The 23,233-nt window shown below is 71.8% G+C and carries 29 protein-coding genes; 17 read left to right on the top strand and 12 right to left on the bottom strand.

What is annotated here, in order from left to right; all coding sequences use genetic code 11:
- Positions 1-10: 10 nt before the first annotated feature.
- Together ABT369_RS14255 and ABT369_RS14260 are read right to left on the bottom strand one after the other, a co-directional pair.
- Positions 11-868, bottom strand: a complete 858-nt coding sequence (locus ABT369_RS14255; protein WP_350612183.1) for an HTTM domain-containing protein — start codon at positions 866-868, stop codon at positions 11-13.
- Positions 865-1,299, bottom strand: coding sequence for a hypothetical protein (locus ABT369_RS14260; RefSeq protein ID WP_350612184.1), 435 nt, complete (start codon positions 1,297-1,299; stop codon positions 865-867). The genes ABT369_RS14255 and ABT369_RS14260 overlap by 4 nt, the downstream gene beginning before the upstream one ends.
- 254 nt (positions 1,300-1,553) lie before the next feature.
- Here ABT369_RS14260 and ABT369_RS14265 point away from each other — a divergent pair, with 254 nt between their 5' ends.
- The 11 genes from ABT369_RS14265 to ABT369_RS14315 all read left to right on the top strand — a co-directional run bounded on the left by ABT369_RS14265 (position 1,554) and on the right by ABT369_RS14315 (position 9,837).
- Positions 1,554-2,081 (top strand): MaoC family dehydratase, encoded by a 528-nt coding sequence (locus ABT369_RS14265; RefSeq protein ID WP_350612185.1) that lies wholly within the window; start codon positions 1,554-1,556, stop codon positions 2,079-2,081.
- A gap of 37 nt (positions 2,082-2,118) precedes the next feature.
- Positions 2,119-2,877, top strand: a complete 759-nt coding sequence (locus ABT369_RS14270; protein ID WP_350612186.1) for a DUF695 domain-containing protein — start codon at positions 2,119-2,121, stop codon at positions 2,875-2,877.
- A 138-nt stretch (positions 2,878-3,015) separates the two neighbouring features.
- Complete coding sequence (locus tag ABT369_RS14275) at positions 3,016-3,516, top strand: hypothetical protein (protein WP_350612187.1); 501 nt, start codon at positions 3,016-3,018, stop codon at positions 3,514-3,516.
- A 109-nt stretch (positions 3,517-3,625) separates the two neighbouring features.
- The gene (locus tag ABT369_RS14280) at positions 3,626-4,249 is read left to right on the top strand and encodes a TrmH family RNA methyltransferase (protein WP_350612188.1); all 624 of its coding nucleotides are present in this window, start codon (positions 3,626-3,628) and stop codon (positions 4,247-4,249) included.
- A 19-nt stretch (positions 4,250-4,268) separates the two neighbouring features.
- Positions 4,269-4,949, top strand: a complete 681-nt coding sequence (locus ABT369_RS14285; RefSeq protein ID WP_350612189.1) for a DUF6758 family protein — start codon at positions 4,269-4,271, stop codon at positions 4,947-4,949.
- A gap of 131 nt (positions 4,950-5,080) precedes the next feature.
- Positions 5,081-5,239, top strand: a complete 159-nt coding sequence (locus ABT369_RS14290) for a hypothetical protein (RefSeq protein ID WP_203853873.1) — start codon at positions 5,081-5,083, stop codon at positions 5,237-5,239.
- 9 nt (positions 5,240-5,248) lie between these two features.
- Complete coding sequence (locus tag ABT369_RS14295) at positions 5,249-6,214, top strand: PH domain-containing protein (protein WP_350612190.1); 966 nt, start codon at positions 5,249-5,251, stop codon at positions 6,212-6,214.
- 96 nt (positions 6,215-6,310) lie between these two features.
- The gene (locus ABT369_RS14300) at positions 6,311-6,973 is read left to right on the top strand and encodes a SigE family RNA polymerase sigma factor (RefSeq protein WP_350612191.1); all 663 of its coding nucleotides are present in this window, start codon (positions 6,311-6,313) and stop codon (positions 6,971-6,973) included.
- A gap of 22 nt (positions 6,974-6,995) precedes the next feature.
- The gene (locus ABT369_RS14305) at positions 6,996-8,204 is read left to right on the top strand and encodes a hypothetical protein (RefSeq protein ID WP_350612192.1); all 1,209 of its coding nucleotides are present in this window, start codon (positions 6,996-6,998) and stop codon (positions 8,202-8,204) included.
- A 20-nt stretch (positions 8,205-8,224) separates the two neighbouring features.
- Positions 8,225-9,073, top strand: a complete 849-nt coding sequence (locus tag ABT369_RS14310; RefSeq protein WP_350612193.1) for a PHP domain-containing protein — start codon at positions 8,225-8,227, stop codon at positions 9,071-9,073.
- The gene (locus tag ABT369_RS14315; RefSeq protein ID WP_350612194.1) at positions 9,070-9,837 is read left to right on the top strand and encodes a TetR/AcrR family transcriptional regulator; all 768 of its coding nucleotides are present in this window, start codon (positions 9,070-9,072) and stop codon (positions 9,835-9,837) included. Before ABT369_RS14310 ends, ABT369_RS14315 begins: the two co-directional genes overlap by 4 nt.
- Here the strand turns inward: ABT369_RS14315 and ABT369_RS14320 are convergent, their stop codons facing one another.
- Positions 9,838-11,082, bottom strand: a complete 1,245-nt coding sequence (locus ABT369_RS14320; RefSeq protein WP_350612195.1) for a glycoside hydrolase family 18 protein — start codon at positions 11,080-11,082, stop codon at positions 9,838-9,840.
- Positions 11,083-11,195: 113 nt separating this feature from the next.
- Here ABT369_RS14320 and ABT369_RS14325 point away from each other — a divergent pair, with 113 nt between their 5' ends.
- From ABT369_RS14325 to ABT369_RS14335, 3 genes are read left to right on the top strand one after another with little or no spacing between them, the layout of a single operon-like run.
- A complete protein-coding gene (locus ABT369_RS14325) occupies positions 11,196-11,813 on the top strand; it encodes a MarC family protein (RefSeq protein ID WP_350612196.1) in 618 nt (205 codons plus the stop codon).
- A 26-nt stretch (positions 11,814-11,839) separates the two neighbouring features.
- Positions 11,840-12,643, top strand: a complete 804-nt coding sequence (locus ABT369_RS14330) for a RecB family exonuclease (RefSeq protein WP_502891747.1) — start codon at positions 11,840-11,842, stop codon at positions 12,641-12,643.
- A 6-nt stretch (positions 12,644-12,649) separates the two neighbouring features.
- Complete coding sequence (locus tag ABT369_RS14335) at positions 12,650-13,426, top strand: LLM class flavin-dependent oxidoreductase (protein ID WP_350612198.1); 777 nt, start codon at positions 12,650-12,652, stop codon at positions 13,424-13,426.
- On the opposite strand, the gene ABT369_RS14340 is transcribed toward ABT369_RS14335, so the two are convergent.
- A complete protein-coding gene (locus ABT369_RS14340) occupies positions 13,423-13,623 on the bottom strand; it encodes a DUF4190 domain-containing protein (RefSeq protein ID WP_350612199.1) in 201 nt (66 codons plus the stop codon). The genes ABT369_RS14335 and ABT369_RS14340 overlap by 4 nt on opposite strands.
- A gap of 89 nt (positions 13,624-13,712) precedes the next feature.
- Between ABT369_RS14340 and ABT369_RS14345 the strand changes: the two genes are divergently transcribed.
- Positions 13,713-14,918: an acyl-CoA dehydrogenase family protein gene (locus ABT369_RS14345; RefSeq protein WP_350612200.1), complete on the top strand. Its 1,206-nt coding sequence runs from the start codon at positions 13,713-13,715 to the stop codon at positions 14,916-14,918.
- On the opposite strand, the gene ABT369_RS14350 is transcribed toward ABT369_RS14345, so the two are convergent.
- The 5 genes from ABT369_RS14350 to ABT369_RS14370 form a co-directional block, all read right to left on the bottom strand.
- On the bottom strand, positions 14,881-15,309 hold the full coding sequence (locus tag ABT369_RS14350; protein WP_350612201.1) for a CoA-binding protein: 429 nt from the start codon (positions 15,307-15,309) through the stop codon (positions 14,881-14,883). The genes ABT369_RS14345 and ABT369_RS14350 overlap by 38 nt on opposite strands.
- Positions 15,310-15,435: 126 nt before the next feature.
- The gene (locus ABT369_RS14355; RefSeq protein ID WP_350612202.1) at positions 15,436-16,137 is read right to left on the bottom strand and encodes a hypothetical protein; all 702 of its coding nucleotides are present in this window, start codon (positions 16,135-16,137) and stop codon (positions 15,436-15,438) included.
- A 43-nt stretch (positions 16,138-16,180) separates the two neighbouring features.
- Positions 16,181-16,891, bottom strand: a complete 711-nt coding sequence (locus ABT369_RS14360; protein ID WP_350612203.1) for a hypothetical protein — start codon at positions 16,889-16,891, stop codon at positions 16,181-16,183.
- 57 nt (positions 16,892-16,948) lie between these two features.
- Positions 16,949-17,860, bottom strand: a complete 912-nt coding sequence (locus ABT369_RS14365) for an SDR family NAD(P)-dependent oxidoreductase (RefSeq protein ID WP_350612204.1) — start codon at positions 17,858-17,860, stop codon at positions 16,949-16,951.
- Between the two features lie 53 nt (positions 17,861-17,913).
- A complete protein-coding gene (locus ABT369_RS14370) occupies positions 17,914-18,867 on the bottom strand; it encodes an HpcH/HpaI aldolase/citrate lyase family protein (RefSeq protein ID WP_350612205.1) in 954 nt (317 codons plus the stop codon).
- Positions 18,868-18,919: 52 nt separating this feature from the next.
- Here ABT369_RS14370 and ABT369_RS14375 point away from each other — a divergent pair, with 52 nt between their 5' ends.
- Positions 18,920-19,765, top strand: a complete 846-nt coding sequence (locus ABT369_RS14375) for an SDR family NAD(P)-dependent oxidoreductase (RefSeq protein WP_350612206.1) — start codon at positions 18,920-18,922, stop codon at positions 19,763-19,765.
- A 112-nt stretch (positions 19,766-19,877) separates the two neighbouring features.
- On the opposite strand, the gene ABT369_RS14380 is transcribed toward ABT369_RS14375, so the two are convergent.
- The 3 genes from ABT369_RS14380 to ABT369_RS14390 all read right to left on the bottom strand — a co-directional run bounded on the left by ABT369_RS14380 (position 19,878) and on the right by ABT369_RS14390 (position 22,314).
- Positions 19,878-20,363 (bottom strand): hypothetical protein, encoded by a 486-nt coding sequence (locus ABT369_RS14380; RefSeq protein WP_350612207.1) that lies wholly within the window; start codon positions 20,361-20,363, stop codon positions 19,878-19,880.
- Positions 20,364-20,984: 621 nt separating this feature from the next.
- Entirely contained in the window at positions 20,985-21,575 is a 591-nt protein-coding gene (gene amrA / locus ABT369_RS14385) for an AmmeMemoRadiSam system protein A (protein WP_350612208.1), read from the bottom strand.
- A 46-nt stretch (positions 21,576-21,621) separates the two neighbouring features.
- Positions 21,622-22,314, bottom strand: a complete 693-nt coding sequence (locus tag ABT369_RS14390) for an HAD family hydrolase (protein ID WP_350612209.1) — start codon at positions 22,312-22,314, stop codon at positions 21,622-21,624.
- A gap of 82 nt (positions 22,315-22,396) precedes the next feature.
- Between ABT369_RS14390 and ABT369_RS14395 the strand changes: the two genes are divergently transcribed.
- A partial coding sequence (locus ABT369_RS14395; protein WP_350612210.1) for a DMT family transporter occupies positions 22,397-23,233 on the top strand: 837 nt, incomplete at its 3' end.

Here is a 23,233-nt window from a genome sequence, read left to right on the forward strand (position 1 = left end):
TCCGGACGCGCTAGGCCGCGACGACCGGCTCCGAAGGCTCCTCGGTGCGGTTGCGCCATCGCCGCCACCACGCGATCGGGGTGACCTTCTCCAGCGGCAGGAAGCCCGCCATGGCGATCTGGTGCGGGATGAACGAGATCGTGATCAGGCTGACCGTCATCAGGTGGAACAGGTAGAAGCCGGCCACGATCGCGTAGCGCCACTTCGGCTTCACGAAGAACACGATCGGGCTGAGCAGCTCGAAGCCCACGATCCCGAACTGCGACACCGTGGTGAAGCCGGGAATCTTCAGCAGCCACTGGGCCAGCAGCGTGCCGCGCCGGATGAACGCCCGGGTCAGCGTCGCGCCGGTCAGCCACTCCAGGCCGCCGAAGCGCAGCTTGGCGATCGAGGAGAGGAAGTACGTGGCGACGACCGCGATCTGGGTGACCCGCAGCGCGAAGCCGCCCGCCTCGGACGGGGTCCGGTCGCCGTGGCGGGCCTTGCCGGCGGTGGGCAGCGCGGCGAGGGCGACCAGGATCGAGTACCGATCGTGGTCGATCTTGCCGTAGCTCATCGCGATGAACATCCACTCGAGGTAGAGCGCGAACACCGCCCAGCCGAGCAGGCGGGGGGCGCGCCCGGTCGCCGCGAGCAGCGAGAGCGGGATGAGCGCGTAGTAGACCGCGTCGACGAGCAGGTGGGTCGGCGCGGGCAGGTGCAGCAGCCGGCCGACGATCAGCGGCTGGTAGAGATTGCCGGGCAGGTTGCCGTGCGACTTGATCCAGGCGCTGAAGAACACCACGTCCAGCGGGATGAACAGGTACACCAGGGTGCGGAAGGCGGCGATCCGCGCCTTGGGCACGGGTGCGAACAGCCAGCGCGTCACGGCCGGTACCTCGCCAGCACGACCTCGGTGATCTCCCCCGTCGGCTGGGCGTTGTGCAAATGATGCTGCACCTCGACGATGTCGACCTCGGCGAGCGGGGGCTTGCCGGGGTTGCGCGCGGAGTACGACTCCCGGATCGAGGACAGCAGGGACGGATCGGCCTTGAAACGCTCGATCTGCGCCTCGATCTCGGCCCGGCGCACCCCGGCGTTGCGCTCGTCGAGCTCGAGCCTGCGGCCGGTGACGTCGATGCCGTCGGTGCGCAGCACGAGCACCGGCTCGTTGGGCTTGTCGGCGATGGCGAACATCTGGAACGGCGCGAACGGGAACGCCGTGTCGTCGCCCCAGAACGTGCCCGCCAGGGTCAGGGCGCCGAAGAACAGCGTCGCCACGATCCGCAGCACGCGCCCCCGCGCGTTCAACCGTTCCATCGGCTCGGGACTTTACCGCACGGTGAACACATCACGCTGCGTAGCGCAACGGCGGTCACAACGCGTAGTGAACTCGTACGATTCCGCGAGACTGTGACGCGCGTCTCTATACGGAGCGTTGCGATCGGGGTCGATGGCAGACCAAGATACTCACCACGAAGCGTGGGCGGCGGGCGCCAGGCAGAGCCCCGCCGCTTGCTGCGTTTTGTCACAGTTGCCTGCTTCCCTCTATCGAGTGCCCGATCCGGCCCGGCATGCTGCCCAGACACCTGACAGAGGGGGCGACGATGCAGTTCGGCCGGTACTTCGAGGAGTTCGACGTCGGCGCGGTCTACCGGCACTGGCCGGGCAAGACGGTCACGGAGTCCGACGACCACCTGTTCTGCCTGCTGACGATGAACCACCACCCGCTGCACCTCGACGCCCACTACGCGGAGACCTCGACGCAGTTCGGGCGCAACGTGGTGGTCGGCAACTACGTCTACTCCATCCTGCTGGGCATGTCCGTCCCCGACGTGTCCGGCAAGGCCATCGCCAACCTGGAGGTCGAGTCGCTGCGGCACACCGCGCCGACCTTCCACGGCGACACGATCTACGGCGAGACGGTCGTGCTGGACAAGCGCGAGTCGGAGTCGAAGGACGACCGCGGCGTCGTAACCGTGGAGACCCGGGGATACAAGCAGGACGGCACGCTCGTCTGCGTCTTCCGGCGCCGGGTGATGGTGCCGAAGCGGTCGCACGCGGGGCCGGAGGCGCCCAGCTTCCCGGAGCCGAAGTCGTAACGGCAAGTCGGACCAGGCAAGCGTCAAGGAGGACGGCGTGGGGTTGCTCCGCAGGCTGCTGGGGCGGGAACCGGCATGGGAGGAGCGCTGGGCGGTCTACCCAGGCGAGGTGGGCGGCCGGCTCGCGATGTACAACATCGATCTCGGCGCGGTCGAGGCCGCCCCGGTCGCCCGGTACCCGCGGCGCTTCGACGTCGACTTCGTCTACACCGGTGACGGCGCCAGCGGCATGCCGGCCGCCGAGGAGCTGGCCGCCATCCACGAGCTCGACGGCGCCGTGCGCCAGGTCCTGCGCTCCGCCGGCGGCGCCCTCGTGGGCCGTGTGCTGTCGGACAACCACGGGCGCATCACCGGATATCTGCCCGCGGACGGCTCCCCGCCGCCGCTGCCCGCGATCGCCGGCGTCGCCCCCGAGATCACGATCGCGTCCGACCCCGGCTGGACCCGGGTCCGCGAGGAGCTGACCCCGGACGCGTGGCAGCGCAACATCATGGACGACAACCAGGTGGTGCAGGAGCTCGAGGCGCACGGCGACCGGCTCAGCGCCCCGCGGGCGGTGGAGTTCCTGGCCTACTTCCCCGACCCGGACCGCGCCGAGGCCTCGGCCCAGGAGCTGCGCGAGGACGGCTTCGCGGTCACGGTGGAGCGCGGCGACGAGGGCGACTTCGTCCTGCAGGCGATCCGCCGCGACTCCGTCGAGCCCCCGGCCCTGCACGAGGTGACGTGGAAGGTCCGCGGCATCGTCGAGAGCCACGACGGCATCTACGACGGCTGGGGCTGCATGGTGCAGGCCTGATCCTGCCGTCGCAGTCCTCCCATCGCGACGTTCCCGTCTCGGCGTGAGGTGCGGTTCCGGCCGGACGCGACCGATCCGCCCGGGCAAATCGCCGCAATCAGCGGATCTTTCGGCATACGCTCGGCGAGGGAGGTTGCCATGCCGAGCAAGCCCGCACCCGGCCCGTCCGGTCGTCCTGCCGCCGGGGTCGACCTGCCGCTGCGGCGGCAGGAGTGGGACCTGCTCGTCCGGCTGCCCCGCACCGTGCTCGTCGCGGCCTGCGCCGGCGACGAGCAGGTGGACGCCGTCGCCGGGGTCGAGGCCATCGCCGCGGGGCAGCGGTCCCGCGCGCTGCTCGTGCGCGGGGTGGTGGCCGCCATCTTCGCCGAGCAGCTCACCGACAACGACATCGACGGCCCCTCGCTGGGCACCGCCGCCGTTCTCGCCGACTGCGGGTTCGCGATGCGGCTGCTGGCCGAGCGCCTCGGGCCCGACATCGCCCTCGCCTACGGCGAGTGGCTCATGGACATCGCCGCCAGCGTCGGGCGGACCGCCTGGCAGGCCGGGCGGATCCGGATCGGCGGGGTGGAGATCCAGCTGGCGGAGCGCCGCTTCGTCAACGGGATCGCCCGCGAGCTGGCGCGCGCCCTGCACCGCTGAGGCGGGCAGCACCCCGGCGCGCCGCGAACGCCGGTCGGGTGGGCTGGTCAACCCTTCTCACCCGACCGGCCTCCACCGGGCGGGCGCCGCAAGGTACCGTCGCCGCACCATGGAACCCGAGATCGAGCTCGCGGTCGGCGTGGGCCCCTGGAGCGGGCCGTGGCCGGCCGAGCCCCACTACGACCCCGAGCTGCTGGCGGAGGGCGACCGGCGCAACGTCGTGGACCGCTACCGCTACTGGCGCCTCGACGCGATCGTCGCCGACCTCGACACCCACCGCCACCCGTTCCACGTCGCGGTCGAGAACTGGCAGCACGACCTCAACATCGGCACGGTGGTGCGCAACGCCAACGCGTTCCTGGCCGCCGAGGTGCACATCGTCGGGCGGCGGCGGTGGAACCGGCGCGGCGCGATGGTCACCGACCGCTACCAGCACGTGCGCCACCACCCCGACGTCGAGACGTTCCTAGCCTGGGCCCAGGGTGAGCATCTGCCCCTGATCGGGATCGACAACCTGCCCGGCGCCCGGCCGCTGGAGCGGGCCGAGCTGCCCGAGCGGTGCGTGCTGCTCTTCGGCCAGGAGGGCCCTGGCCTGTCGGAACCTGCCCGTGAGGCATGCGGCGCGGTGTACTCGATCGCGCAGTACGGTTCGACGCGCTCCATCAACGCCGGAGTCGCCAGCGGTATCGCCATGCATACCTGGATCCGCCAGTACGGGGCCACAAACCCCTGAACGGCCTTACGGTGGGTATATGGGCGTCGCAGTCAGCTGTCCCCGCTGTGGTGGTCCGGTGCGACCGCCGGATCTCATGCACTCCGAGTGGCGCTGCGACACCGACGGCGCTGTGCTGCCGTTGCACGTCGCGCACCACATCGGCCCCGAGATCGCGGACGCGGCCAAGGCGAAACTGATCGCCGCCGCGGCGCGGGCCGGGGACAAGCGGCCGACCCCGCTGTGGTGCCCGTGGCCGCTGCCGACCGGCTGGACGGTCACCGGGCTCGGGTGGGTCGGCGACGAGCGCTCGGGGGTCCGGGCGACCGCGCTGGCCTGCAGCGGCCCGGGGCCGGTCGAGCACGGGCCGGCCGACTGCGTGATCATCGCCGAGGAGCCGGGCATCGGGCTCGGCACCCGTTTCGCCGGCATCCCGGGCACCGATCCGGGCCCGTTCTTCGACGGGGACATCGCCACCACCACCGCACACGCGAAGGTCCGGGCCGCCGGCTGGCCGACCCCGCTGTGGATGGCGAAGGCACCCGAGGATCGATGCGCGTACGTCGGCGAGGCGGCCGGCATGTGGATCTACGTCATCACCTGGCCCGCCGCGGCCGGCTATCTGCTCGAAGAGGAGCTCGACCTGCACGATCTCGCCGACGATGTGCCAACCCACCTCGTTTACGGCGCGCCGTCGCCTTATCTTCACGGCAAGGCGTAGACACCCGCGACTAGGATCAAGCTCCGAGCCCGACGCTCGGCGCGGCGCATCTGCACCCTGAGCCGCGCAGCTGATACGCTGAGTTTGGCCGGGGCGTCGGTGCGCGACGTTGCGGGGAGGGATTGACGGCGATGGTCAAGAAGGTCCTCACCTGGGGAAGCATTGCCTTCCTCATCTTCTTCGTGGCATATCGGCCACAGTCGGCTGCCGAGGTGTTCAAGTCCATCGGCGGCGGCATCATGGACATCGCCACGGGATTCGGCGACTTCTTCTCCAGTCTCGTCGCCTAAAGGCCGGCCATGTCGACCGGCGCTGAGCCTCCCGAGGACGATCCGAACTCCCGGCGGTTCCAGGACCGGGACACCGAGCCGATCCCCCGTGCGCGGCCGGGCTCACGCCCGGAGTCGCGGGCCGACTACACCTCGTCCGACGATCCGCCGATCGAATACTCGCCGACCTCCGATTACGAGGCCGCGCGGGACTACGAGGCGGCGCACGGCGGCGCGGAGCCGGTGCACGGGGACTACACCACCGACGGCGACGACTTCAGCTCCGACCCGTATGCGGATTCGATGACCGACGGCGCGCACGCGCGCGGCGCGGCGGCCCCGCAGTACAGTGGCGCCCCGCCGTCGTTCTCGCAGGACGAGTTCGCCCGGCTCCAGGGCGGCGACTCGGTGCCGTCGGTGCCGCCCGGCAGCCGCATGGCGCCCCTGGAGGACGAGGCCAGCCGGCACGCGGCCCGCTATCTGTTCCCGACCGAGAAGTTCCGCGGGGAATGGAAGCGGCACTGGATCCAGCTCGCGAAGGAGGGCCTGATCGCGATCTTCGCGACGATCGCGATGGGCTACATCGCCGGCTGGCTCACCAAGCACAACCAGGAGCAGCTGCGGACCGCCGTCGTGGTGATCTGGGCGCTGGTGGTGCTGTGGTGCGCGTGGAAGGTCGCCGACTGGTGGTACGACCGATTCATCCTCACGAACAAGCGAGTGATGGTCGTGTCGGGCATTTTCACGCGCAATGTGGCCATGATGCCGCTGCAGCGGGTCACGGACATGAAATACGTGCAGTCATTGACCGGCCGCATGTTCGGCTACGGACATTTCGAGCTCGAGTCCGCGGGTCAGGATCAGGCGCTGCGCAATATCCGCAACCTGCCCAACCCGAATGAGCTCTACCTGCGCATTGTCGAGGAAATGTACGAGCCCGAGGCCGTCGAGGCCCGCCTGGGCCGTGCGGTCACCGGCGAGGACGACGGCACCTGAACCTGAGAGATTCCTGTAAATCTACGCGTTCGTGCAACCCCGGAGCCCCCTCATGGCGTCTTCGTACGTGGGCGCGGAGGGTGGAGGGGGCGGCCGGTGCCGGACGACGCAGGGTTCCGCGAGGAAGACTTCCGTGATTTCGTCGGGCTCCGTTCCAAGGCGCTGCTGCGCACGGCCTATCTGCTGGCCGGGGACTGGGCCACGGCCGAGGATCTGCTGCAGATCGCGCTGACCAAGACCTTCCTCGCCTGGAAGCGCCTCGGGCACATCGAGGCCGTCGAGCCCTACGCGCGGCGGGTCCTCGTGAACACCGCGACGAGCTGGTGGCGGCGGCGCTGGCACGGCGAGCGGCCGACCGAGATCCTGCCCGAGGGCGCCGCGGCCGACCAGCTCGAGGAGAGCCTCGAGCGCGACGCCATGTGGCGGCACGTGCGCAACCTGCCCAACCGGCAGCGGGCCGTGCTCGTCCTGCGCTACTACGAGGACCAGTCCGAGGCCGAGACCGCCCGCCTGCTCGGCGTCTCCGTCGGCACCGTCAAGAGCCAGACCTCCCGCGCCCTGGCCACGCTGCGCGAGAAGCTCAGCGCGGAGGGTGTGCGCCCCGCCACGAGAAGCCAGCCCGCCCGGCCCCCCACCGCCCCGCCCGCGGCGCCGATCGCGCCGGAAATTGAGGAGGTCGGCGAGGCCGCACAACCTTTCGCCGAGGCTGACGCGCTTCTACCAGCGGACACCGTGGTCGAAGAACCGGTGCAAGTCTGACCATGCGGTTGGGTTTGGAGACGTGACGAGCATGCTGGAAGACGAGCTCCGCGATACGTTCGCGGCCAAGGCGGGCAGCCCCCCGCCGGGGTCGCTGGCGTCGCTGGACGGGTTCGCCGACGCCGCCATCCAGGGCGCCGCGCGGGTCCGCCGGCGGCGGCGCGCCGCGGTGACCGGGCTGACCGGGATCGTCGCGTTCGCCGTGGCCTCCGTCGCGATGCTGCACACGCTGACCGCCGGCGCGCCCGGTGGCTCGCCGCAGCCGCCCGGGCCGCTCGCCCAGGAGAGCCCCACCCAGCGCCCGTCGACCGCCGGCACCCCGACCGCCCCGGTCACCTCGTCGGACATGCGCGAGGTCACCGCCATCGGCCCGAGCGCCGAGGCGGCCACCCGGGTCCGGCTGCAGCTGCCCGCCAAGAGCACCGTCACCGCGGCCTACCAGGCCAAGGACGGCTACCTGGTGGTCAACACCCAGCCCGACGGCGACAAGCAGCTCGTCCTGCAGGACGACGACGAGCGGCAGCAGGTGCTGGTCGACGACGCCACCAACATCGCGGTGGCCAAGGACGGCAGCACCGTGGCCTGGGCGTCCAAGGGCAAGATGAACGTCGGCACACGCAGCGACCAGAACACCAAGACGATCACCCAGGGCCCCTCCGCCGACGTGCCGCAGAACACCGAGCCGGTCACCTTCGTCGGCACCAACCTGGTCGTCAGCAACGACGACAAGGGCTTCGACGTCTGGCACACCGAGCGCAAGTACAGCCCGACCTGGGACAACACCGTGGTGCGGGTCTTCGGCGGCACCCAGGACAACAACGGCGTCTACGCCGAGCTCAAGCCGGCCGGCGCCGCGGACACCGCGATGTGCCTGGCCCAGCTCCAGTTCGACCAGCCGTTCAAGATCATGAAGAAGGCCTGCGGCCTGCCGGTCGCGGCACCGGTCGGCGCGCGCATCTCCCCCGACGGCCGCTGGCTCGCCTATCCGGTCGTGGGCCTGAAGCAGGTCGCGATCCTGGACCTGACCGCGGTGTTCAACCCCGGCTTCAAGGCCAAGCTGTGGAATCTCGCCGTCACCACCAAGACCATGTGGCTCAACGCCAAGACCTTCGTGGTCGACAACAGCAAGAAGTTCCTGAAGCTCGACCCCACCGGCCAGGCGGAACAGGTCGACCAGCTGGACCAGGAGAGCGACGGGGTCGTGCTCATCGAACCGCTCGCGGCGCAGTAAAGGTTCATAAACTGGGGGGCGTGCGAATCGATCTCCACGCCCACTCCACCGCCAGCGACGGCACGTCGACCCCGGCCGAGCTGGTCGGGGAGGCGGCCGCGGCGGGGCTGGACGTCCTCGGGCTCACCGACCACGACACCACCGGCGGCTGGGCCGAGGCCTTCGCGGCCCGCCCCGGCGGCCTCACCCTGGTGCCCGGGGCCGAGCTGTCGCTGCGCTGGCACGGCGGCGCGAGGCCGATCGGCCTGCACATGCTCGCCTACCTCTTCGACCCCACCGACGCGCCCCTGACCGCCGAGCTCTCCCGGGTGCGGGCCGCCCGCGAGACCCGCGCCGAGCGGATGACCCACCTGCTGCGCGCCGACGGCATCGACGTCACCTGGGACGAGGTGCGCGACTACGCCGGCGGCGGCACCGTCGGCCGCCCGCACCTGGCCCAGGCCCTCATGCGCCGCGGCCTGGTCGGCAGCGTCACCGAGGCCTTCCAGCCGGAGTGGCTCGGGGCCCGCTACCGCATCCCGAAGGACGACATCGACGTCTTCGAGGGCCTGCGGCTGATCCTGGGCGCGGGCGGGGTGCCGGTCTTCGCGCACCCGCGGGCCAGCGTGCGCGGGCCGATCGTGCCCGACTCGCTCATCGTCGAGCTGGCCGCCGCCGGGCTCTTCGGCCTGGAGGCCGACCACACCGACCACAGCCCGCTGGAGCAGGCCGAGATGCACGCGCTCGCCGAGCGGCTGGGCCTGGTCACCACCGGCAGCAGTGACTACCACGGCACCCACAAGACCGTCCGGCTCGGCGCCCGCACCACGGCGCCCGAGGTGCTGGAGCGCATCGTCGCGGCCGGGCGGGGAAGCGGCGTGGTGGGGTGACGACGGAGTACAGCGGCACCGGCGACCCGCGGCGCAGCATCGACCTGCTGTGGGGGCGGCTGCCGGCCGCGGCGGCCCGGCGCGGCCCGCGGCCCAAGTTCACCGTGCCGGGGATTGTCGCCGTCGCCGTGGCGCTCGCCGACGCCGAGGGGCTGGCCGCGGTGTCGATGCGCCGGGTGGCGCAGCGGCTCGGGGTGACCGCGATGTCGCTGTACACGTACGTGCCCAGCAAGGCCGAGCTGCTCGACGTGATGGTGGACGCGGTCAGCGGCGAGGCGGTCCGGGAGGCCCACGCGGCCGGGGGCTGGCGCGAGCGGCTCACCGAGGTGGCCCGCACCAACTGGGAGCTCTACCGCCGCCATCCCTGGCTGCTGCAGGTGGCGACGAGCCGGCCGGTCCTGGGGCCGAACAGCATCGCGAAGTACGACTTCGAACTGCGCGCCTTCGAGGGCACCGGAGTGTCCGATGTGGACACCGACCAGCTGCTGAGCCTGGTGCTCGACTACGTCACCGGCGCGGCGCGGGCCGCGGTGCTGGCCGATCAGGCCGAGCAGCGCACCGGCCGCAGCGACACGGAGTGGTGGGAGGCGTGGGCGCCGCTGCTCTCCGAGGTCCTCGACCCGGCCCGCTTCCCGACCGCGGCGCGCGTGGGGCAGGCGGCCGGGGAGGAGTACGGCGCCGGCGACCCCGTTCGCGCGTTCACGTTCGGCCTGCAGCGGGTGCTCGACGGCATCGCACGGTTCATGCCGCCGAGCACCCCTTGATCAGCGCAGGGTCGTGTAGATGGCCTTGGTGAGCGTGCCGTTGGCGTCGTCACCGTCGAGCGACCAGATCATCGCGCCGCCGTAGCCGGCGAGGCGGACGTACAGACCCTTCTGGGCCACGACGATCGGGTCGTCGAAGGTCCAGAACGTCGTGCCGTTGAACAGCCACGCGTGGCCGGACAGCAGGTCGTGGTAGACCTTGTAGCCCTGCTGCGGCAGCGTCGCGAGGACCTTGTAGTCCTCGTTGCCCGCCGCCCACGTGCCCGGCGCCGGTCCGGTCGCCGTCTGGAACAGGCCGTTCTTGGCGTTCGTGACGCCGGTCCAGCCCTGGCCGTAGTACGGCACGCCGAGCACGAGCTGCTTCTTGGGCGCGCCGCGGTCGGTCCACGCCTTGAGCGACGTCGACCCGCTGAAGTCCGGCGTCGTGGGCGCGTTGCGCGGCACGAAGAGCGCGGACTGCTGGTTGGTGGTGGTCTCCCAGGTGCCGTGGTAGTCGTAGCCCTGGACCGAGCCGAAGTCGAGGTACTTGAAGATCTTGTTCGCCTCGAAGCCGGCGTCGATCTTCGCCGGGGAGGCCGGCAGGAACGCCGTCAGCGTCGCCTTCTTGCCCAGCTGCTTGCGGAACTCCGCGACGAGCTTGGTGAAGTTCTGCTTGTCCTCGGGCCGGATCACGTTGCCCGGGTTGCCCTCGGAGCCGGGCCACTCCCAGTCGAGGTCGAAGCCGTCGAACACGCCGGTCGACATGAACGTGTCGATGCAGGACTTCACCAGCGCCTGGCGCGACGCGTCGGTCAGCGCGGCGTCGGAGAAGTTCGCCGACAGGGTCCAGCCGCCCAGCGACATGAGGACCTTGAGGCCGGGGTGCATGGCCTTGAGCTTGCGGAGCTGGTTGAAGTTGCCGGCGAGCGGCTGGCCGGCCTCGTCGGCCTTGCCGTCGACGCTCTCCGCCGCGGACACCGGGCGCTGGTAGTCGGCCCACGGGTCGACGGACTCGCACTTGCCGGCCGCGTTGACGCCGCCGAACGCGTAGTTGATGTGGGTCAGGCGCGAGGCCTGCCCGCTGGTCTCGAGGTTCTTGACGAAGTACGAGCGGCCGTAGATGCCCCACTGGATGAAGTACCCGACCCGCTTGTACTCGTCCTGGTGCGCGGCACCGTGGGCGTCGGCCGCCGTCGCGGGCGCGAGGGCCAGCGACGTCACCGCCAGCGCGGCCGCGACCCCCGCCAGGAGCCTGCGTTTGCCCATGGACCCTCCATCTGTAAGGAAAGTTTGCTGTTCTCTGGCAACGTAGGGGCGGCATTCGATGACGTCAAGACCCTGGTATCCGCTCGATACGGGCCTGCTACGACAATCCGGTCGTGGATGTGAAGCTCTTCGGCGAAGTGTTCGTGACGCTGCTCGTGATCCTCGATCCCCCGGGCGCCGTGCCGATCTTCCTCGCCCTCACCGGCCAGCTCGAACGCCGCGCCCGGCACCGCGCGGCGCTCCAGGCGGTGCTGCTCGCGCTCGGCGTCATCGTCGCCTTCGCGGTGCTGGGCCGGCAGATCCTCGGCTACCTGCACATCGACCTGCCCGCGCTGCAGGGCGCCGGCGGCCTGCTCCTGCTGCTCGTGGCGCTGGAGCTGCTCACCGGCAAGACCGACGACCCGCGGCACGAGGTGACGTCGAACGTGGCCCTCGTGCCGCTGGGCACGCCGCTGCTGGCCGGGCCGGGCGCGATCGTCGCCACGATGCTGTTCGTGCGGCGGGCCCACTCCTTCGCGGGCTACTCGGCCATCGCGGTGGGCATCATCGCCGTGATGCTGGTGGTGTACCTCGTGCTGCGCTTCTCCGGCGTGCTCGTGCGCATCCTGCGACCGAGCGGCATCGAGGTCGTCACCCGGATCGCCGGTCTGCTGGTGGCCGCGATCGCCGTGCAGCTGCTGGCCGACGCCATCGGGGCGTTCGTGACCACCTATCTGCACGCACCGCACTGACGTTTTTGTCGTACCCCGATGGCAGGATGCTCGGTGTGGAGCAGTTGGGATTGTTCGCACCGCCGCCGCGCCTGTTCACCTGCACGCCCAGCAAACTCGGCAGCTACGAGGACTGCCCGCGCCGCTACCGGTTCACCTACGTCGACCGCCCCGCCCCGCAGAAGGGGCCGCCGTGGGCGCACAACTCCCTCGGCGCATCGGTGCACACGGCCCTCAAGAACTGGTATGCGCTGGAGCCCGGGCGCCGGGTGCCGGAGGCGCTGCCGGGCCTGCTGAAGGCGACCTGGGTCCGCGAGGGCTACCAGGACGACGCGCAGGAGCGGGAGGTCTACCGGCGGGCGCTGGGCTGGCTCGAGTCCTATGTGGAGTCGCTCGACCCGGCCGAGGATCCCGTGGGGGTGGAGCGGACGGTCGCGGCCCGCACCGAGACCCTGGCACTGTCAGGGCGCGTGGACCGGATCGACCAGCGCGGCGACGAGCTCGTGATCGTCGACTACAAGACCGGGCGGGGCGGGGTCTCGGAGGACGACGCGCGCGGGTCCCGGGCGCTGGCGCTGTATGCGATCGCGACCGCCCGGGTGTTCCGCAAGGCCTGCCGCCGGGTCGAGCTGCACCACCTGCCGACCGGGACGGTGGCGGCATTCGAGCACACGGATGCGTCGCTGGAACGGCACCTGCGCCGCGCCGAGGCCACGGCCGCGGACATCCTGGCCGACTCGGACTTCGCCCCGCGCACGGGCCCGCAGTGCTCGTGGTGCGACTACCGCAAGGTCTGCCCGGAGGGATCCTCGTCCCCGCCCAAGGACCCCTGGACCGCGGTGACGGGGTGACGGCCCATGCGCTTCGGGATCTGCGTCTGCACGCTCGGGGACTTCGCGGAGCCGTCGCTGGTGGTCGACGTGGCCGTTGCCGCCGAGGCCGCCGGCTGGGAATACCTGTTCGTCTGGGACCACCTCGCCTTCGCCTGGGGCGTGCCGTCCGCTGATCCCTGGGTGACGCTCGCCGCCGTCGCGCAGGCCACCTCGGCCATCCGGATCGGGACCGCGGTCACTCCCCTGCCCCGGCGGCGGCCGGCCATAGTGGCCAGCTCCGTCGCGACCCTCGATCGGCTCAGCCGCGGGCGGGTCGTGCTCGGGGTGGGCCTCGGGGGCGTCGATGCCGAGTTCACGGCCTTCGGCGAGTCGGCCGACCTCAAGGAGCGGGCCCGGCTGCTCGACTCCGGGCTGTCGATCGTCGGCGGGCTGCTCGGCGGGCAGAGCGTCTCCGGGGTCAGCCTCGCGCCGCCGCCGGTGCAGCGGCCCCGGCCGCCGATCCTCGTCGGCGGGGACAGCACGGCGGCGCTGCGGCGGGCCGCCCGGTGGGACGGATGGCTCGCCGCCGGGGACGACGAGACGGGGATGAGCGTTTCGCCCGCCGCCATCGCCGAGTCCGTCGCATACATCCGGGGCCAGCGGGCGTCGCCGTTCGACGTGATGCTCACCGGGCGGTCCGCCGGGCCGGCCGATCCGATCCTCGCCGAGTATGCCGACGCGGGGGTCACGGTCTGGCTCGAGCACATCCACGGGCGGCGGGGGTCGCTCCCGGAGCTCATGCGCCGCGTGGCGGACCGCTAGATGAAATAGATGATGGGCAGGCCGCACACGATGAGCAGGACCACGTAGCCGGTGATCATCGCCGCCAGGGCCAGGCCGGCGCCCGGGCGTTGCTCGCGCCGGCACTGGGACCACGCGATGTGGCCCATCAAGATGCCGAACGGGGGTAGCAGGACGGCGCAGATCAGGGCGGCTACCGCCAGGCCGTTGACTCGCACCTGAGAACCATTTCACAGGGTCCGGGCCACGGATAGCCGGATACCCGCCGGTAACTTCATGGGCAGGAGCCCACCAACGGAGGTCCGCAATGGCTCGTCTCGCTCGGACGCCCGGGCTCAGCGATGTGCAGCAGTCGATGCTCGAGACCGTGCGGGCGTTCGTCGACAAGGAGATCATCCCGCACGCGCAGCAGCTCGAGCACGACGACGTCTACCCGGACGACATCGTGGCCGGCATGCGGGAGATGGGGCTGTTCGGGCTCACCATCGCCGAGGAATACGGCGGCCTCGGCGAGTCGCTGCTCACCTACGCGCTCGTGGTCGAGGAGCTCTCCCGCGGGTGGATGTCCGTGTCCGGGATCGTGAACACGCACTTCATCGTGGCCTACCTCGTCGCCCAGCACGGCTCCGACGAGCAGAAGCAGCGGCTGCTGCCGAGGATGGCGACCGGCGAGGTGCGCGGGGCGTTCTCGATGTCCGAGCCGGGCACCGGGTCCGACGTGGCCGCGATCCGCTCCAAGGCCGTCGCCGACGGGGACGACTGGGTGCTCGACGGGCAGAAGATGTGGCTCACCAACGGGGCGCAGTCCTCCATCGTCGCCACGCTCGTGAAGACCGAGCTCGGGGCCGAGTCCGTCTACGGGAACATGACGACGTTCCTGCTGGAGAAGGAGCCCGGGTTCGGGCTCAGCGAGCGCCTGCCCGGGCTGAACATCCCCGGGAAGATCGAGAAGATGGGGTACAAGGGCGTCGAGACCACCGAGATGGTGCTCGACGGCGTCCGGGTGCCCGGCTCGGCGGTGCTCGGCGGCGCGGACAAGGCCGGCCGCGGCTTCTACCAGATGATGGACGGCATCGAGGTCGGACGGGTCAACGTGGCCGCGCGGGCCTGCGGCATCTCCATCCGGGCGTTCGAGCTCGCGATCGCCTACGCCCAACAGCGGCACACGTTCGGCCAGCCGCTGGTCAAGCACCAGGCGATCGCGTTCAAGCTGGCCGAGATGGCCACGAAGATCGAGGCGTCGCACGCGCTCATGGTCGGGGCCGCCCGGCTCAAGGACGCCGGGCAGCGCAACGACGTCGAGGCGGGCATGGCCAAGCTGCTGGCCAGCGAGCACTGCGCGGAGGTCGTCCAGGAGGCGTTCCGCATCCACGGCGGCTACGGGTACTCCAAGGAGTACGAGATCGAACGCCTCATGCGCGAGGCGCCCTTCCTGCTCATCGGCGAGGGCACCTCGGAGATTCAGAAGACCATCATCAGCCGGGGTCTGCTGCGGGACTACGGGGTGCGCTGAGCGCGTGCACCGCGCGGACGACCGCGATGCAGGTGTTCTCGAGGAAGTCGACGCCCGCGGCCTCGGCCAGGGCGCGGCCCGCGGGGCTGTAGATGTCCTGCTGCAGCCAGATCGCGGGTGCGCCGATGGCGAGCGCGTCCTTTACGACCTGGGTCGCGTCGGCCGACGGGCGGAACACGTTGACCAGGTCGACCGGGAACGGGATGTCGGCGAGCCGGCGGTAGGCGCGCTCCCCGAAGATCTGGTCCGCGAACGGGTTCACGGGCACGATCCGCCAGCCGTGCAGCTGGATCTGCAGGGGCACCGCGTGAGCCGTCTTCGAGCGATCCCGGGAGGCGCCCACGACCGCGATCGTCCGGGCCTCGCGCAGGATCTGTTCAGCGCTGCGCATGCCCCCAACCTAGCGCGCCGCCACCGCCCCGGCCCGCGCCACGCGACTCGACTCGCACCGCACGACTCGGCCCGCGCCCCGCGCCCGCGCCGTGCGCCTCGGGTGCGTCCCGGGCACCGCGCCGGCTCAGCCGGCGGCGAGGATCGGGCGGGGGCCGCCGTGCAGGCCGGCGGCGAGGCGGGCGCCGAGCAGCAGGCCGTGGACGCGTCCGGCCTCGACCGGGTCGCCGATCGCGCCGCGGACGCGCGCGTGGGACTGGTAGTAGCCGAGCAGGTCGGTCAGGAACAGCAGGCTCGCGTCGACGCCGGACGGGCGCAGGGTGACCGGGTGGCGGCGGCCCGCGACGAGCAGGTCGAGCCGCGGATTGGCGCGGTCGCCGTTGAGCTCGACGGCTTCGATGCGCTCCCAGGGGTACCGCCGCCCCCGCACTTCCACCCCGTCCGGGCTCAGCCGCAGCACGGAGGCGCCCACGGCCAGGCGCACCGACAGCTGGACGCCGACGAGGGCGGGCGGCGCGGCGAGGGCCGCGGCGACCGCCCACCCCAGCGGGTCGCCGGTGAGCAGCAGGGCCGCGATCATGAGCGTCACGGCGAGGGCGAACGCGCGCCCGGCCCGGGCCGCGACGAGCCCCCGCGGTGCGAAGAACTCCCAGCCGGGGCGGGCCTCGGGCTCCTCGCGGCGGCGCACGTCGGTGAGCAGCTGGTCGAGCCCGATGAGCGTGACGGCGATGAGGCCGAAGACGACGTACCCGCCGGGCACGAACGCGTGCACGAGGGCGCCGGCGGCCCCCACCAGCACCGACGGTGCGACGACCCAGGCCCAGCGCATGAATTCCAGGCTAGGAACGGCCGGGGCGGGCCGCGTCGGGCGATCAGGTGGCCTGGCGGGCGAGGGTGCCGCGCAGGCGGACGAGCTCCTCCGGGGTGCCGATCTCGGGGCGCTGCTGCGGATGCTCGACGTAGGTGTGGATCGCCCGGAACAGGAACCACAGCGACACGTCGAGCGGCACGTCCTGGCCCGGCTGGAAGCGCTTCACGCGGGCGCCCTCGATGAGCTCCGGGCGGGTGACCGTCCACAGCTGGTGCTCCGGCCCCGGCCCGAGCGCCGCCCAGGGCACGAAGCTGCGGCCGCCGTCGACCGCGATCCCACCCCGGGTGAGCAGGAGCGGCCCGCTGCGGATCATGCGGAACAGCAGCAGGAGGACGGTGCAGCCGTTGACGACCAGGATCGCCCAGGCCATCGTGGGCACGATCCGGCCGGCGACCCGCATCCCGTTGAGCGCCATCAGCAGCAGGGCGGCGCTCAGCAGGCCGTTGAACAGGCACTGGCGGCGGAACGCGGGCAGCGCGGCGAAGGCCGGCTCCCCGCGGTACACCGTCAGCTTGAAGGTCGACGGCCCACGGGTGCTGCGGGTGAGCTGGACGAGCCCCACCACGATGCCGAGCACGGTCAGCGGCTGGAGCACGAGGATCAGCGGCAGGAACGCCTCGGGCTCGCCGGACAGCAGCACGACCTCGCACGCCGCCCCGACAGTGGCCGGCGGCGTCAGCAGCACCACGTAGTCAGCCGGACGAGCCCCCATACGGCCAAACATAGCCAGCGAACCTGGGCATTCGCTGATGACGGGTCTGTGTCGGCGTCAGCGGTACTGCGCCTCACGCACGCTGTTGCCGCCGTCGATGACGAGCATCTGGCCGGTGATGTACGACGCGCCGGGCGAGCACAGGAAGGCGATCGTGGCCGCGACCTCCTCCGGCGTGCCGGGGCGCCCCATCGGCGTGCCGAAGCCCTGCTTGAGCTCGACGAGGGTGGACGCGCCGGTGTGGATGATGCCGGGGGCGACGGCGTTGACCGTGATCCCGTCGGCGACGAGCTCCATGGCCAGGGCGCGGGTCAGCCCGACGACGCCGGCCTTGGCCGCGGCGTACCCGGCCTCGGCCGGCAGCGCGTTCACCGGCCCGGCGGTCGCGGCGAGGTTCACGATGCGGCCCCAGCCGTGCTCGGCCATGCCGCCGACGAAGGCCCGGCTGACCAGGAACGCGGTGGTGAGGTTGCGGTCGATCTCGGCCCGCCACTCCTCGTAGGTCAGCTGGGCGACCGGGCGCAGCACCTCGGGGCTGGCCTTGCTGGCCAGGCCGGCGTTGTTGACGAGGATGTCGACCGCGCCGAGCTGGTCGAGCACGGCGTCGGCGAGCGCGCCGACCTCGGCCTCGACGGTCAGGTCGGCGACGAAGCCGATCACGCCGAGCTCGCTGGCCCGGTCGTGGATGCGCCGGGTGGTGGAGACGATCGCGACGGCGGCGCCCATCTGCTTGAGCCGGCGGGCCGTGGCGTAGCCGATGCCGTCCGGGCTGCCCGCGCCGGTGACCAGGGCGACCCGTCCGTCGAGCCGGTCGATCGCGGCCGGGGTCTCCTCCTCGGCGGTGTCGCCGGCGAGGTCGGGACCGCTGGACGGTACGGCTCGCAGGGTGCGGCGCGCGGAGGACGGCCGGCTCGCGTCGCGCCGGCCGCTCTTGCCGGCGGGGCCGCTGGAACGTAGGTCGGGTGCCATACGGCAAATCCTGCCTGCCGGACGCGCCACCGGGCAATGCGACGCGCGTTTTCTCAGTTCGGCGGGGTGAAGACGGTGCCGCGTTTCATCCCTGCGGCGCGCCCCTTGGCCGCGATGACCAGGGCCATCTTGCGGGAGGCCTCGTCGATCATCTCGTCGCCGAGCATGACGGCGCCGAGGCGGCCGCCCTCCTCGGAGGTGTAGTAGTCGTACGCGTCGAGGATCATCTCGGCGTGGTCGTAGTCGTCCTGGGCGGGCGAGTACACCTCGTTGGCCGCCTCGATCTGCCCCGGGTGCAGGACCCACTTGCCGTCGAAGCCCAGCGCGGCGCTGCGCCCGGCGACCTCGCGGAACGCGTCGACGTCGCGGATCTGCAGGAACGGGCCGTCGATGGCCTGCAGGTCGTGCATGCGGGCGGCCATCAGGATGCGCATGAGGATGTAGTGGTACGGGTCGCCCGGGTAGCCGGGGATGAGCCCGCCCACGACCAGCGATTTCATGTTGATCGAGGCCATGAAGTCGGCCGGGCCGAAGATGATGGTCTCCAGGCGCGTGCTGGCCGCGGCGATGGCGTCGACGTTGACCAGCCCGGCGGCGTTCTCGATCTGCGCCTCGATGCCGATCGTGTTCGGCTCGAGCCCCAGGGTCTTCTCGATCTGGGTCAGCGTCAGGTCGAGCCATTCGATCTGACCGGCGCTCTGCACCTTGGGCAGCATGATGGCGTCGAGATTCTCGCCGGCGCCCTCGACGACCTCGATGACGTCGCGGTACGTCCACGGCGTCGTCAGGTCGTTGACCCGCACGACGCGCGTCTTGCCCGCCCAGTCGCCGTCGTTGAGGGCCGCCACGATGTTCTTGCGCGCCTCGGGCTTGGCCAGCGGCGCGACGGCGTCCTCGAGATCGAGGAACACCTGGTCGGCCGGCAGCCCTTGGGCCTTGGCCAGCATCTTCACGCTGGAGCCGGGCACGGCGAGGCACGAGCGGCGCGGGCGTCCCAGGGCGGCCATCGACGGCTCCTTAGTCAAGGTTCAGGCGGCTACCAAACGGTAACCTCGATGCGTGAGTACACAGAACTCCCCTGTGGGAGATCTCACCGGCCGTACGGTGGTCATCACCGGGGCCAGCTCCGGCATCGGCCTGGCCGCCGCGATCGACATGGCCAGGCGCGGCGCGAACACCGTGCTCGTCGGGCGCAACCCCGCCCGGCTCGAGGCCGCGGCCGCCGCGGTCTCCCAGGCGGGCGGAGGCCGGACGGCCCCCGCGTACCGCAGCGACTTCGCCAGACTCGACGACGTCCACGTGCTCGTCGACCACCTGCGCCAGCGCTACCAGCGCATCGACGTGCTGGCCAACAACGCGGGCGGCGTCGTGCGCGGCCACCAGATCACCCCCGACGGCTTCGAGGCGACCCTGCAGACCAACCACCTCGCGGCGTTCCTGCTCAGTAGTCTCCTGCGAGAACAGCTCCGCGGGGGCCGGATCATCAACACCGCCTCGGGCGCGCACGCGATGGGCGCCCTCGACCCCGCCGACCTGCGCGGCGCCCGGAAGCGGGGGTTGTGGCGGCAGTACGGCTCCGCGAAGCAGGCGAACATCCTCTTCGCCGCCGAGGCGTCCCGCCGCTGGCCGGACATCATGTCGGCGTCGTACCACCCGGGCTTCGTGCGCAGCCGCTTCGGCTCCTCGATCGGCGTGAACATGGCGGCGAGGCTGGCCCCGTTCGCGCGCAGCCCGGAGCGCGGGGCGGACACGCTGGTGTGGCTGGCCGCGACTCCGGCCTCGCAGCTGACGTCGGGCGGGTACTACATGGATCGCAAGCTGATCCGCCCCTCCCGCGACACCGACAGTCCCGCGCTGGCGGCCCGCCTGTGGGAGGAGAGCCTGCGGGCCGTCGGTCTGGGGTGATGCATTGGTTACTCAGCGCCGTTTTCGATCTTGTCGGAGCGTGATCGATTAGGTGGCGGTGGGTAAACTGAGGTTTGAAAAAGGAGGGCGCGACCGGGTTCCTTCTCGCAGCTCAACGGCCCCGTGCGCCGCGGACTTTGTGCAGGCGGAACGGGCGGCGGGGGATGCGGGTGGCGGGAGTCGGGCGCGGCGGGGCGGCCTGGGAGTCGTCGGGCATGCCCGCGGAGGCTCCGGCCGGGGCGAGACGGTTGACGACGCAGCGCTCGGCCCACGCTCGGACGAGGTCGTCGGCGGCGCCGGAGCTGTTGAGGCGCTTGCCGGCGAGTTGGGGGACGAGTTCGGTCCACGCCTCGTCGGACGGGGCGATGCGGGTGACGTCGGCGGGGAAGGTGACGATTCGGCCGCCGTGATCGCCGCGGAGGCTGACGTCGGCGGTTGCGGACTCGGACAGGCCGGGGATCGCCTGCTCGCCCTCGCCGGTTACTACGAGCAGGGCGCCACCCAGCCAGGCGCACCAGGCGAGGGTTGGGGGGCGGCCGGCGACGGCGATCCAGGCTACTGCGGCTTTCTTTGCCGCCTCCTCGACCAGTGCGTCCATGTTTCACATCCAATCACGATTGGGGGTGATGGGGCCGCTGGCGTTGGTGTCGGTCCGGGCTGCTGGGGCTGTCGGCGGGGCGTTGGCTTTCGCGCGTCGCGGGGAGCTGCCGAGCGGGTCGGGGGCGGGGATCTTGCGCCGCCGGGCTTTCGTCGCCTTGGCCGCCGCTCCGCGCCCGCCTTGGCCGCCGTTGCCTGGAGTCGCCGCGCCCGCCTTGGTCGCCGTTGCCTGGAGTCGCCGCGCCCGCCTTGGTCGCCGCACGTGCCCGCCGGGGCCGCTGTCCGCGCCCGTTTTGTGCCGACTTGCCGCGCTGCCGGACCCGCGCCCCGTGGCACCCGACTTTGCGTCCGCACTGCTCGAGCTGCCTGACCTGCGACTGACCGCCCTGCGCCGCCTGCGCTGCGCGCTGGGCCTCGTGCCGCACGACAGCCGTGGCGCGCCGCCCGCCCTGCGCCGCGAGCCGCCCGCGCATCGTCGGACAAACCCGCGCATCGTCGGACAAAAGCGACGCCCGCCCTGCCCTGCGAGCCGCTTGGCGGTCGTGGCGCGCCGCCGAACCGGCACTGCGAGCCGCGGGCGGACCCGTCGGACGAAACCGCCGAAATTCGGAAAAAGGGCGATTTATGCGGAAATTTGCGGTCGTGGCGCCGCGTCGCGGTACTCGGTCGATGTGTAGCGCAGGGCCTCGACCTGCGCCGGCCACTCCCCCGCCGCCCACCCGCCCTTGCGCAGCAACGCATCCACGAACTGCTCAACATCCGGCAGCTTGGCCCACACCGCCGGCAAGAACGTCGCCCGCCGCGTGCCATCCCGCAGAATCAGCCCGTCCTCGCCCGGCCGCAGAACCGCCAGCAGCCCCGACCGGGACTCCGCGGCAATCGGCTCCGGCCGGCCGAGCACCGACACCTTCACGTCCAGCCCAGGCCAGTCCTCGGCGGTCACCGGAGGCAGCCGCGGATCGCGCATCGCCTGCACGGCGTTGCGCACGACATCTCGGTGCAGCGGCTGGACCGGCTCCAGGCTGCCCACACACCCCCGCAGCGCCCCAGCCCGCTCCAGGGTCACAAAGGACGCACCGTCGCGCCGGAGGGGGCTGTCCAGCGGAATCGTCGCGGCCAGCGGCGAGCCCGTGAGCCGCGCGTGCACCGCGTCCGCCGCCAGGCGGGCGAGGTACCGGCCATCCGTCAGCGACAACGTCGCCGTCACGGTCACGCCCCCAGGATAGGCCCGGCCTCCACCGAACGGGGGACGAAGGGCGTCAGGCGACCAGCTCGCGAGCGCCCACGAGCTCCGGGACGGCCTCGAGGCTCGTCACCATCGGGCCGCGCCAGTCGGGCTCGGCGTGGAAGGTCAGGTGGGCGCCCAGGTCCGGCGCGCGCAGCTGGATCGCGGTCAGGCCGAAGCGCGCCGCGCCCGTGAGCTCGCGGCTGCCGCCGTCGCCGACGTACAGGCAGCGGGCCGGGTCCACGTCGAGCTGGGCGCAGGCGGTGGCGTACATCGCGGCGTGGGGCTTGGTGTGCCCGACCTGGCAGGAGTACACGGCGGCGTCGATCACGTCGGCCAGCGGCGTGCGCGGCAGCACGAGCGGGAGCTCGAACCAGCAGTCGCTCACGATCGCGATGCGCACGCCGGCCGCCCGCAGTGCGTCCAGGACCCCGAGGGTCTCCGGGCGCAGCGGGGCGTCGGCCTGCACGGTGGCCAGCCGCAGCTCCGCCGCCTCGCGTAACTGGGCGGTCGTCGGCTCCACGCCGAGCTCGGTGCACAGGCGGCGCAGGCCCGCGAGGTGGCTGCCGTAGCCGCCCCGGGCCCGCTCGTCGTAGGTCCGGTCGAGCACGGACAGCCACTCGGCCGGGTCGACGCCGAGCACCTCGGCGGTGCGGCGGTGCCCCCCACCCCGACGGACCGCGCTGGTGCATGTGTTGTAGTAGTCGAAACAGACAGCCTGAATCACCGATCGGTTCCCCCTTGCATCCTCCGAACGGTGTACCTGGTCCCCCCGGGCGTGTCGTGTCGGATCAACGACAATTCGCACCATGCGCAAGGTCGGTCTTTCCACTGTCGTCGCTCTCGTCGTCGCGATCGTGGCGGTGTCGGCCTCGGCGCCCATGATCGCATTCGCGGCCGCTCCCGCGCTCGCCATCGCGTTCTGGCGCAACGCGCTGGGCGCCGCGGCGCTGGCGCCGGTGGCCCTGCGGCACGGGGGTGCCCGGCCCGACCGGCGGGCGCTGGGCGTCACCGTGCTGTCCGGGGTGTTCCTGGCCGTGCACTTCGGCACCTGGGTGCCGAGCGCCAAGCTGACCAGCGTGGCGATGTCGGTCGCGCTGGTCTCGACCACCCCGGTCTGGACGGCGCTGGTCGCGGCGGTCCGGGGCGTGCGGGTGCCGGGCAGCACCTGGACCGGCATCGGGATCGCGGTCGCGGGCGTCGCGCTGGCCACCGGCGCCGACCCGGACCTGTCGGGGCGGGCGCTGCTGGGCGACGCGCTGGCGCTGGCCGGCGGGATGGCCTCGGCCGGGTACACGCTGCTCGGCGAGCGCGCGCGGGCCAGCCTGACGATGAGCGTGTACGCGTCGATCTGCTACAGCATCTGCGCGGCGCTCATCGTCGTCGTGTGCCTTGCGACGGGGGCAGGGCTGTGGGGGTACACCTGGAGCACCTGGCTGGCGATCGCCGGCATGACGATCGGGCCCCAGCTGCTCGGCCACACCCTGATCAACTATGCGCTGCACCGGGTCAGCGCCACGACGGTCGCGGTCCTGCTCCTGCTGGAGGTGCCGGGCGCGCTGGTCATCGCGTGGGTGCTGCTCGGGCAACTGCCGGCCGCACGAACGCTGCCGGGCATCGCGCTGCTGCTGGCGGGCGTCGCCGTG

It is taken from the genome of Dactylosporangium sp. NPDC000244, assembly GCF_040300725.1.
GTDB lineage: Bacteria > Actinomycetota > Actinomycetes > Mycobacteriales > Micromonosporaceae > Dactylosporangium.

What these genes read in the sequence shown, in the direction of transcription:
- ABT369_RS14260 (WP_350612184.1), bottom strand. Translation starts at nt 1,299, where the DNA reads ATGGAACGGTTGAACGCGCGGGGGCGCGTGCTGCGGATCGTGGCGACG.
- ABT369_RS14265 (WP_350612185.1), top strand. Translation starts at nt 1,554, where the DNA reads ATGCTGCCCAGACACCTGACAGAGGGGGCGACGATGCAGTTCGGCCGG.
- ABT369_RS14275 (WP_350612187.1), top strand. Translation starts at nt 3,016, where the DNA reads ATGCCGAGCAAGCCCGCACCCGGCCCGTCCGGTCGTCCTGCCGCCGGG.
- ABT369_RS14280 (WP_350612188.1), top strand. Translation starts at nt 3,626, where the DNA reads ATGGAACCCGAGATCGAGCTCGCGGTCGGCGTGGGCCCCTGGAGCGGG.
- ABT369_RS14285 (WP_350612189.1), top strand. Translation starts at nt 4,269, where the DNA reads ATGGGCGTCGCAGTCAGCTGTCCCCGCTGTGGTGGTCCGGTGCGACCG.
- ABT369_RS14290 (WP_203853873.1), top strand. Translation starts at nt 5,081, where the DNA reads ATGGTCAAGAAGGTCCTCACCTGGGGAAGCATTGCCTTCCTCATCTTC.
- ABT369_RS14295 (WP_350612190.1), top strand. Translation starts at nt 5,249, where the DNA reads ATGTCGACCGGCGCTGAGCCTCCCGAGGACGATCCGAACTCCCGGCGG.
- ABT369_RS14320 (WP_350612195.1), bottom strand. Translation starts at nt 11,082, where the DNA reads ATGGGCAAACGCAGGCTCCTGGCGGGGGTCGCGGCCGCGCTGGCGGTG.
- ABT369_RS14330 (WP_502891747.1), top strand. Translation starts at nt 11,840, where the DNA reads ATGCTCGGTGTGGAGCAGTTGGGATTGTTCGCACCGCCGCCGCGCCTG.
- ABT369_RS14335 (WP_350612198.1), top strand. Translation starts at nt 12,650, where the DNA reads ATGCGCTTCGGGATCTGCGTCTGCACGCTCGGGGACTTCGCGGAGCCG.
- ABT369_RS14345 (WP_350612200.1), top strand. Translation starts at nt 13,713, where the DNA reads ATGGCTCGTCTCGCTCGGACGCCCGGGCTCAGCGATGTGCAGCAGTCG.
- ABT369_RS14350 (WP_350612201.1), bottom strand. Translation starts at nt 15,309, where the DNA reads ATGCGCAGCGCTGAACAGATCCTGCGCGAGGCCCGGACGATCGCGGTC.
- ABT369_RS14355 (WP_350612202.1), bottom strand. Translation starts at nt 16,137, where the DNA reads ATGCGCTGGGCCTGGGTCGTCGCACCGTCGGTGCTGGTGGGGGCCGCC.
- ABT369_RS14360 (WP_350612203.1), bottom strand. Translation starts at nt 16,891, where the DNA reads ATGGGGGCTCGTCCGGCTGACTACGTGGTGCTGCTGACGCCGCCGGCC.
- ABT369_RS14365 (WP_350612204.1), bottom strand. Translation starts at nt 17,860, where the DNA reads ATGGCACCCGACCTACGTTCCAGCGGCCCCGCCGGCAAGAGCGGCCGG.
- ABT369_RS14370 (WP_350612205.1), bottom strand. Translation starts at nt 18,867, where the DNA reads ATGGCCGCCCTGGGACGCCCGCGCCGCTCGTGCCTCGCCGTGCCCGGC.
- ABT369_RS14380 (WP_350612207.1), bottom strand. Translation starts at nt 20,363, where the DNA reads ATGGACGCACTGGTCGAGGAGGCGGCAAAGAAAGCCGCAGTAGCCTGG.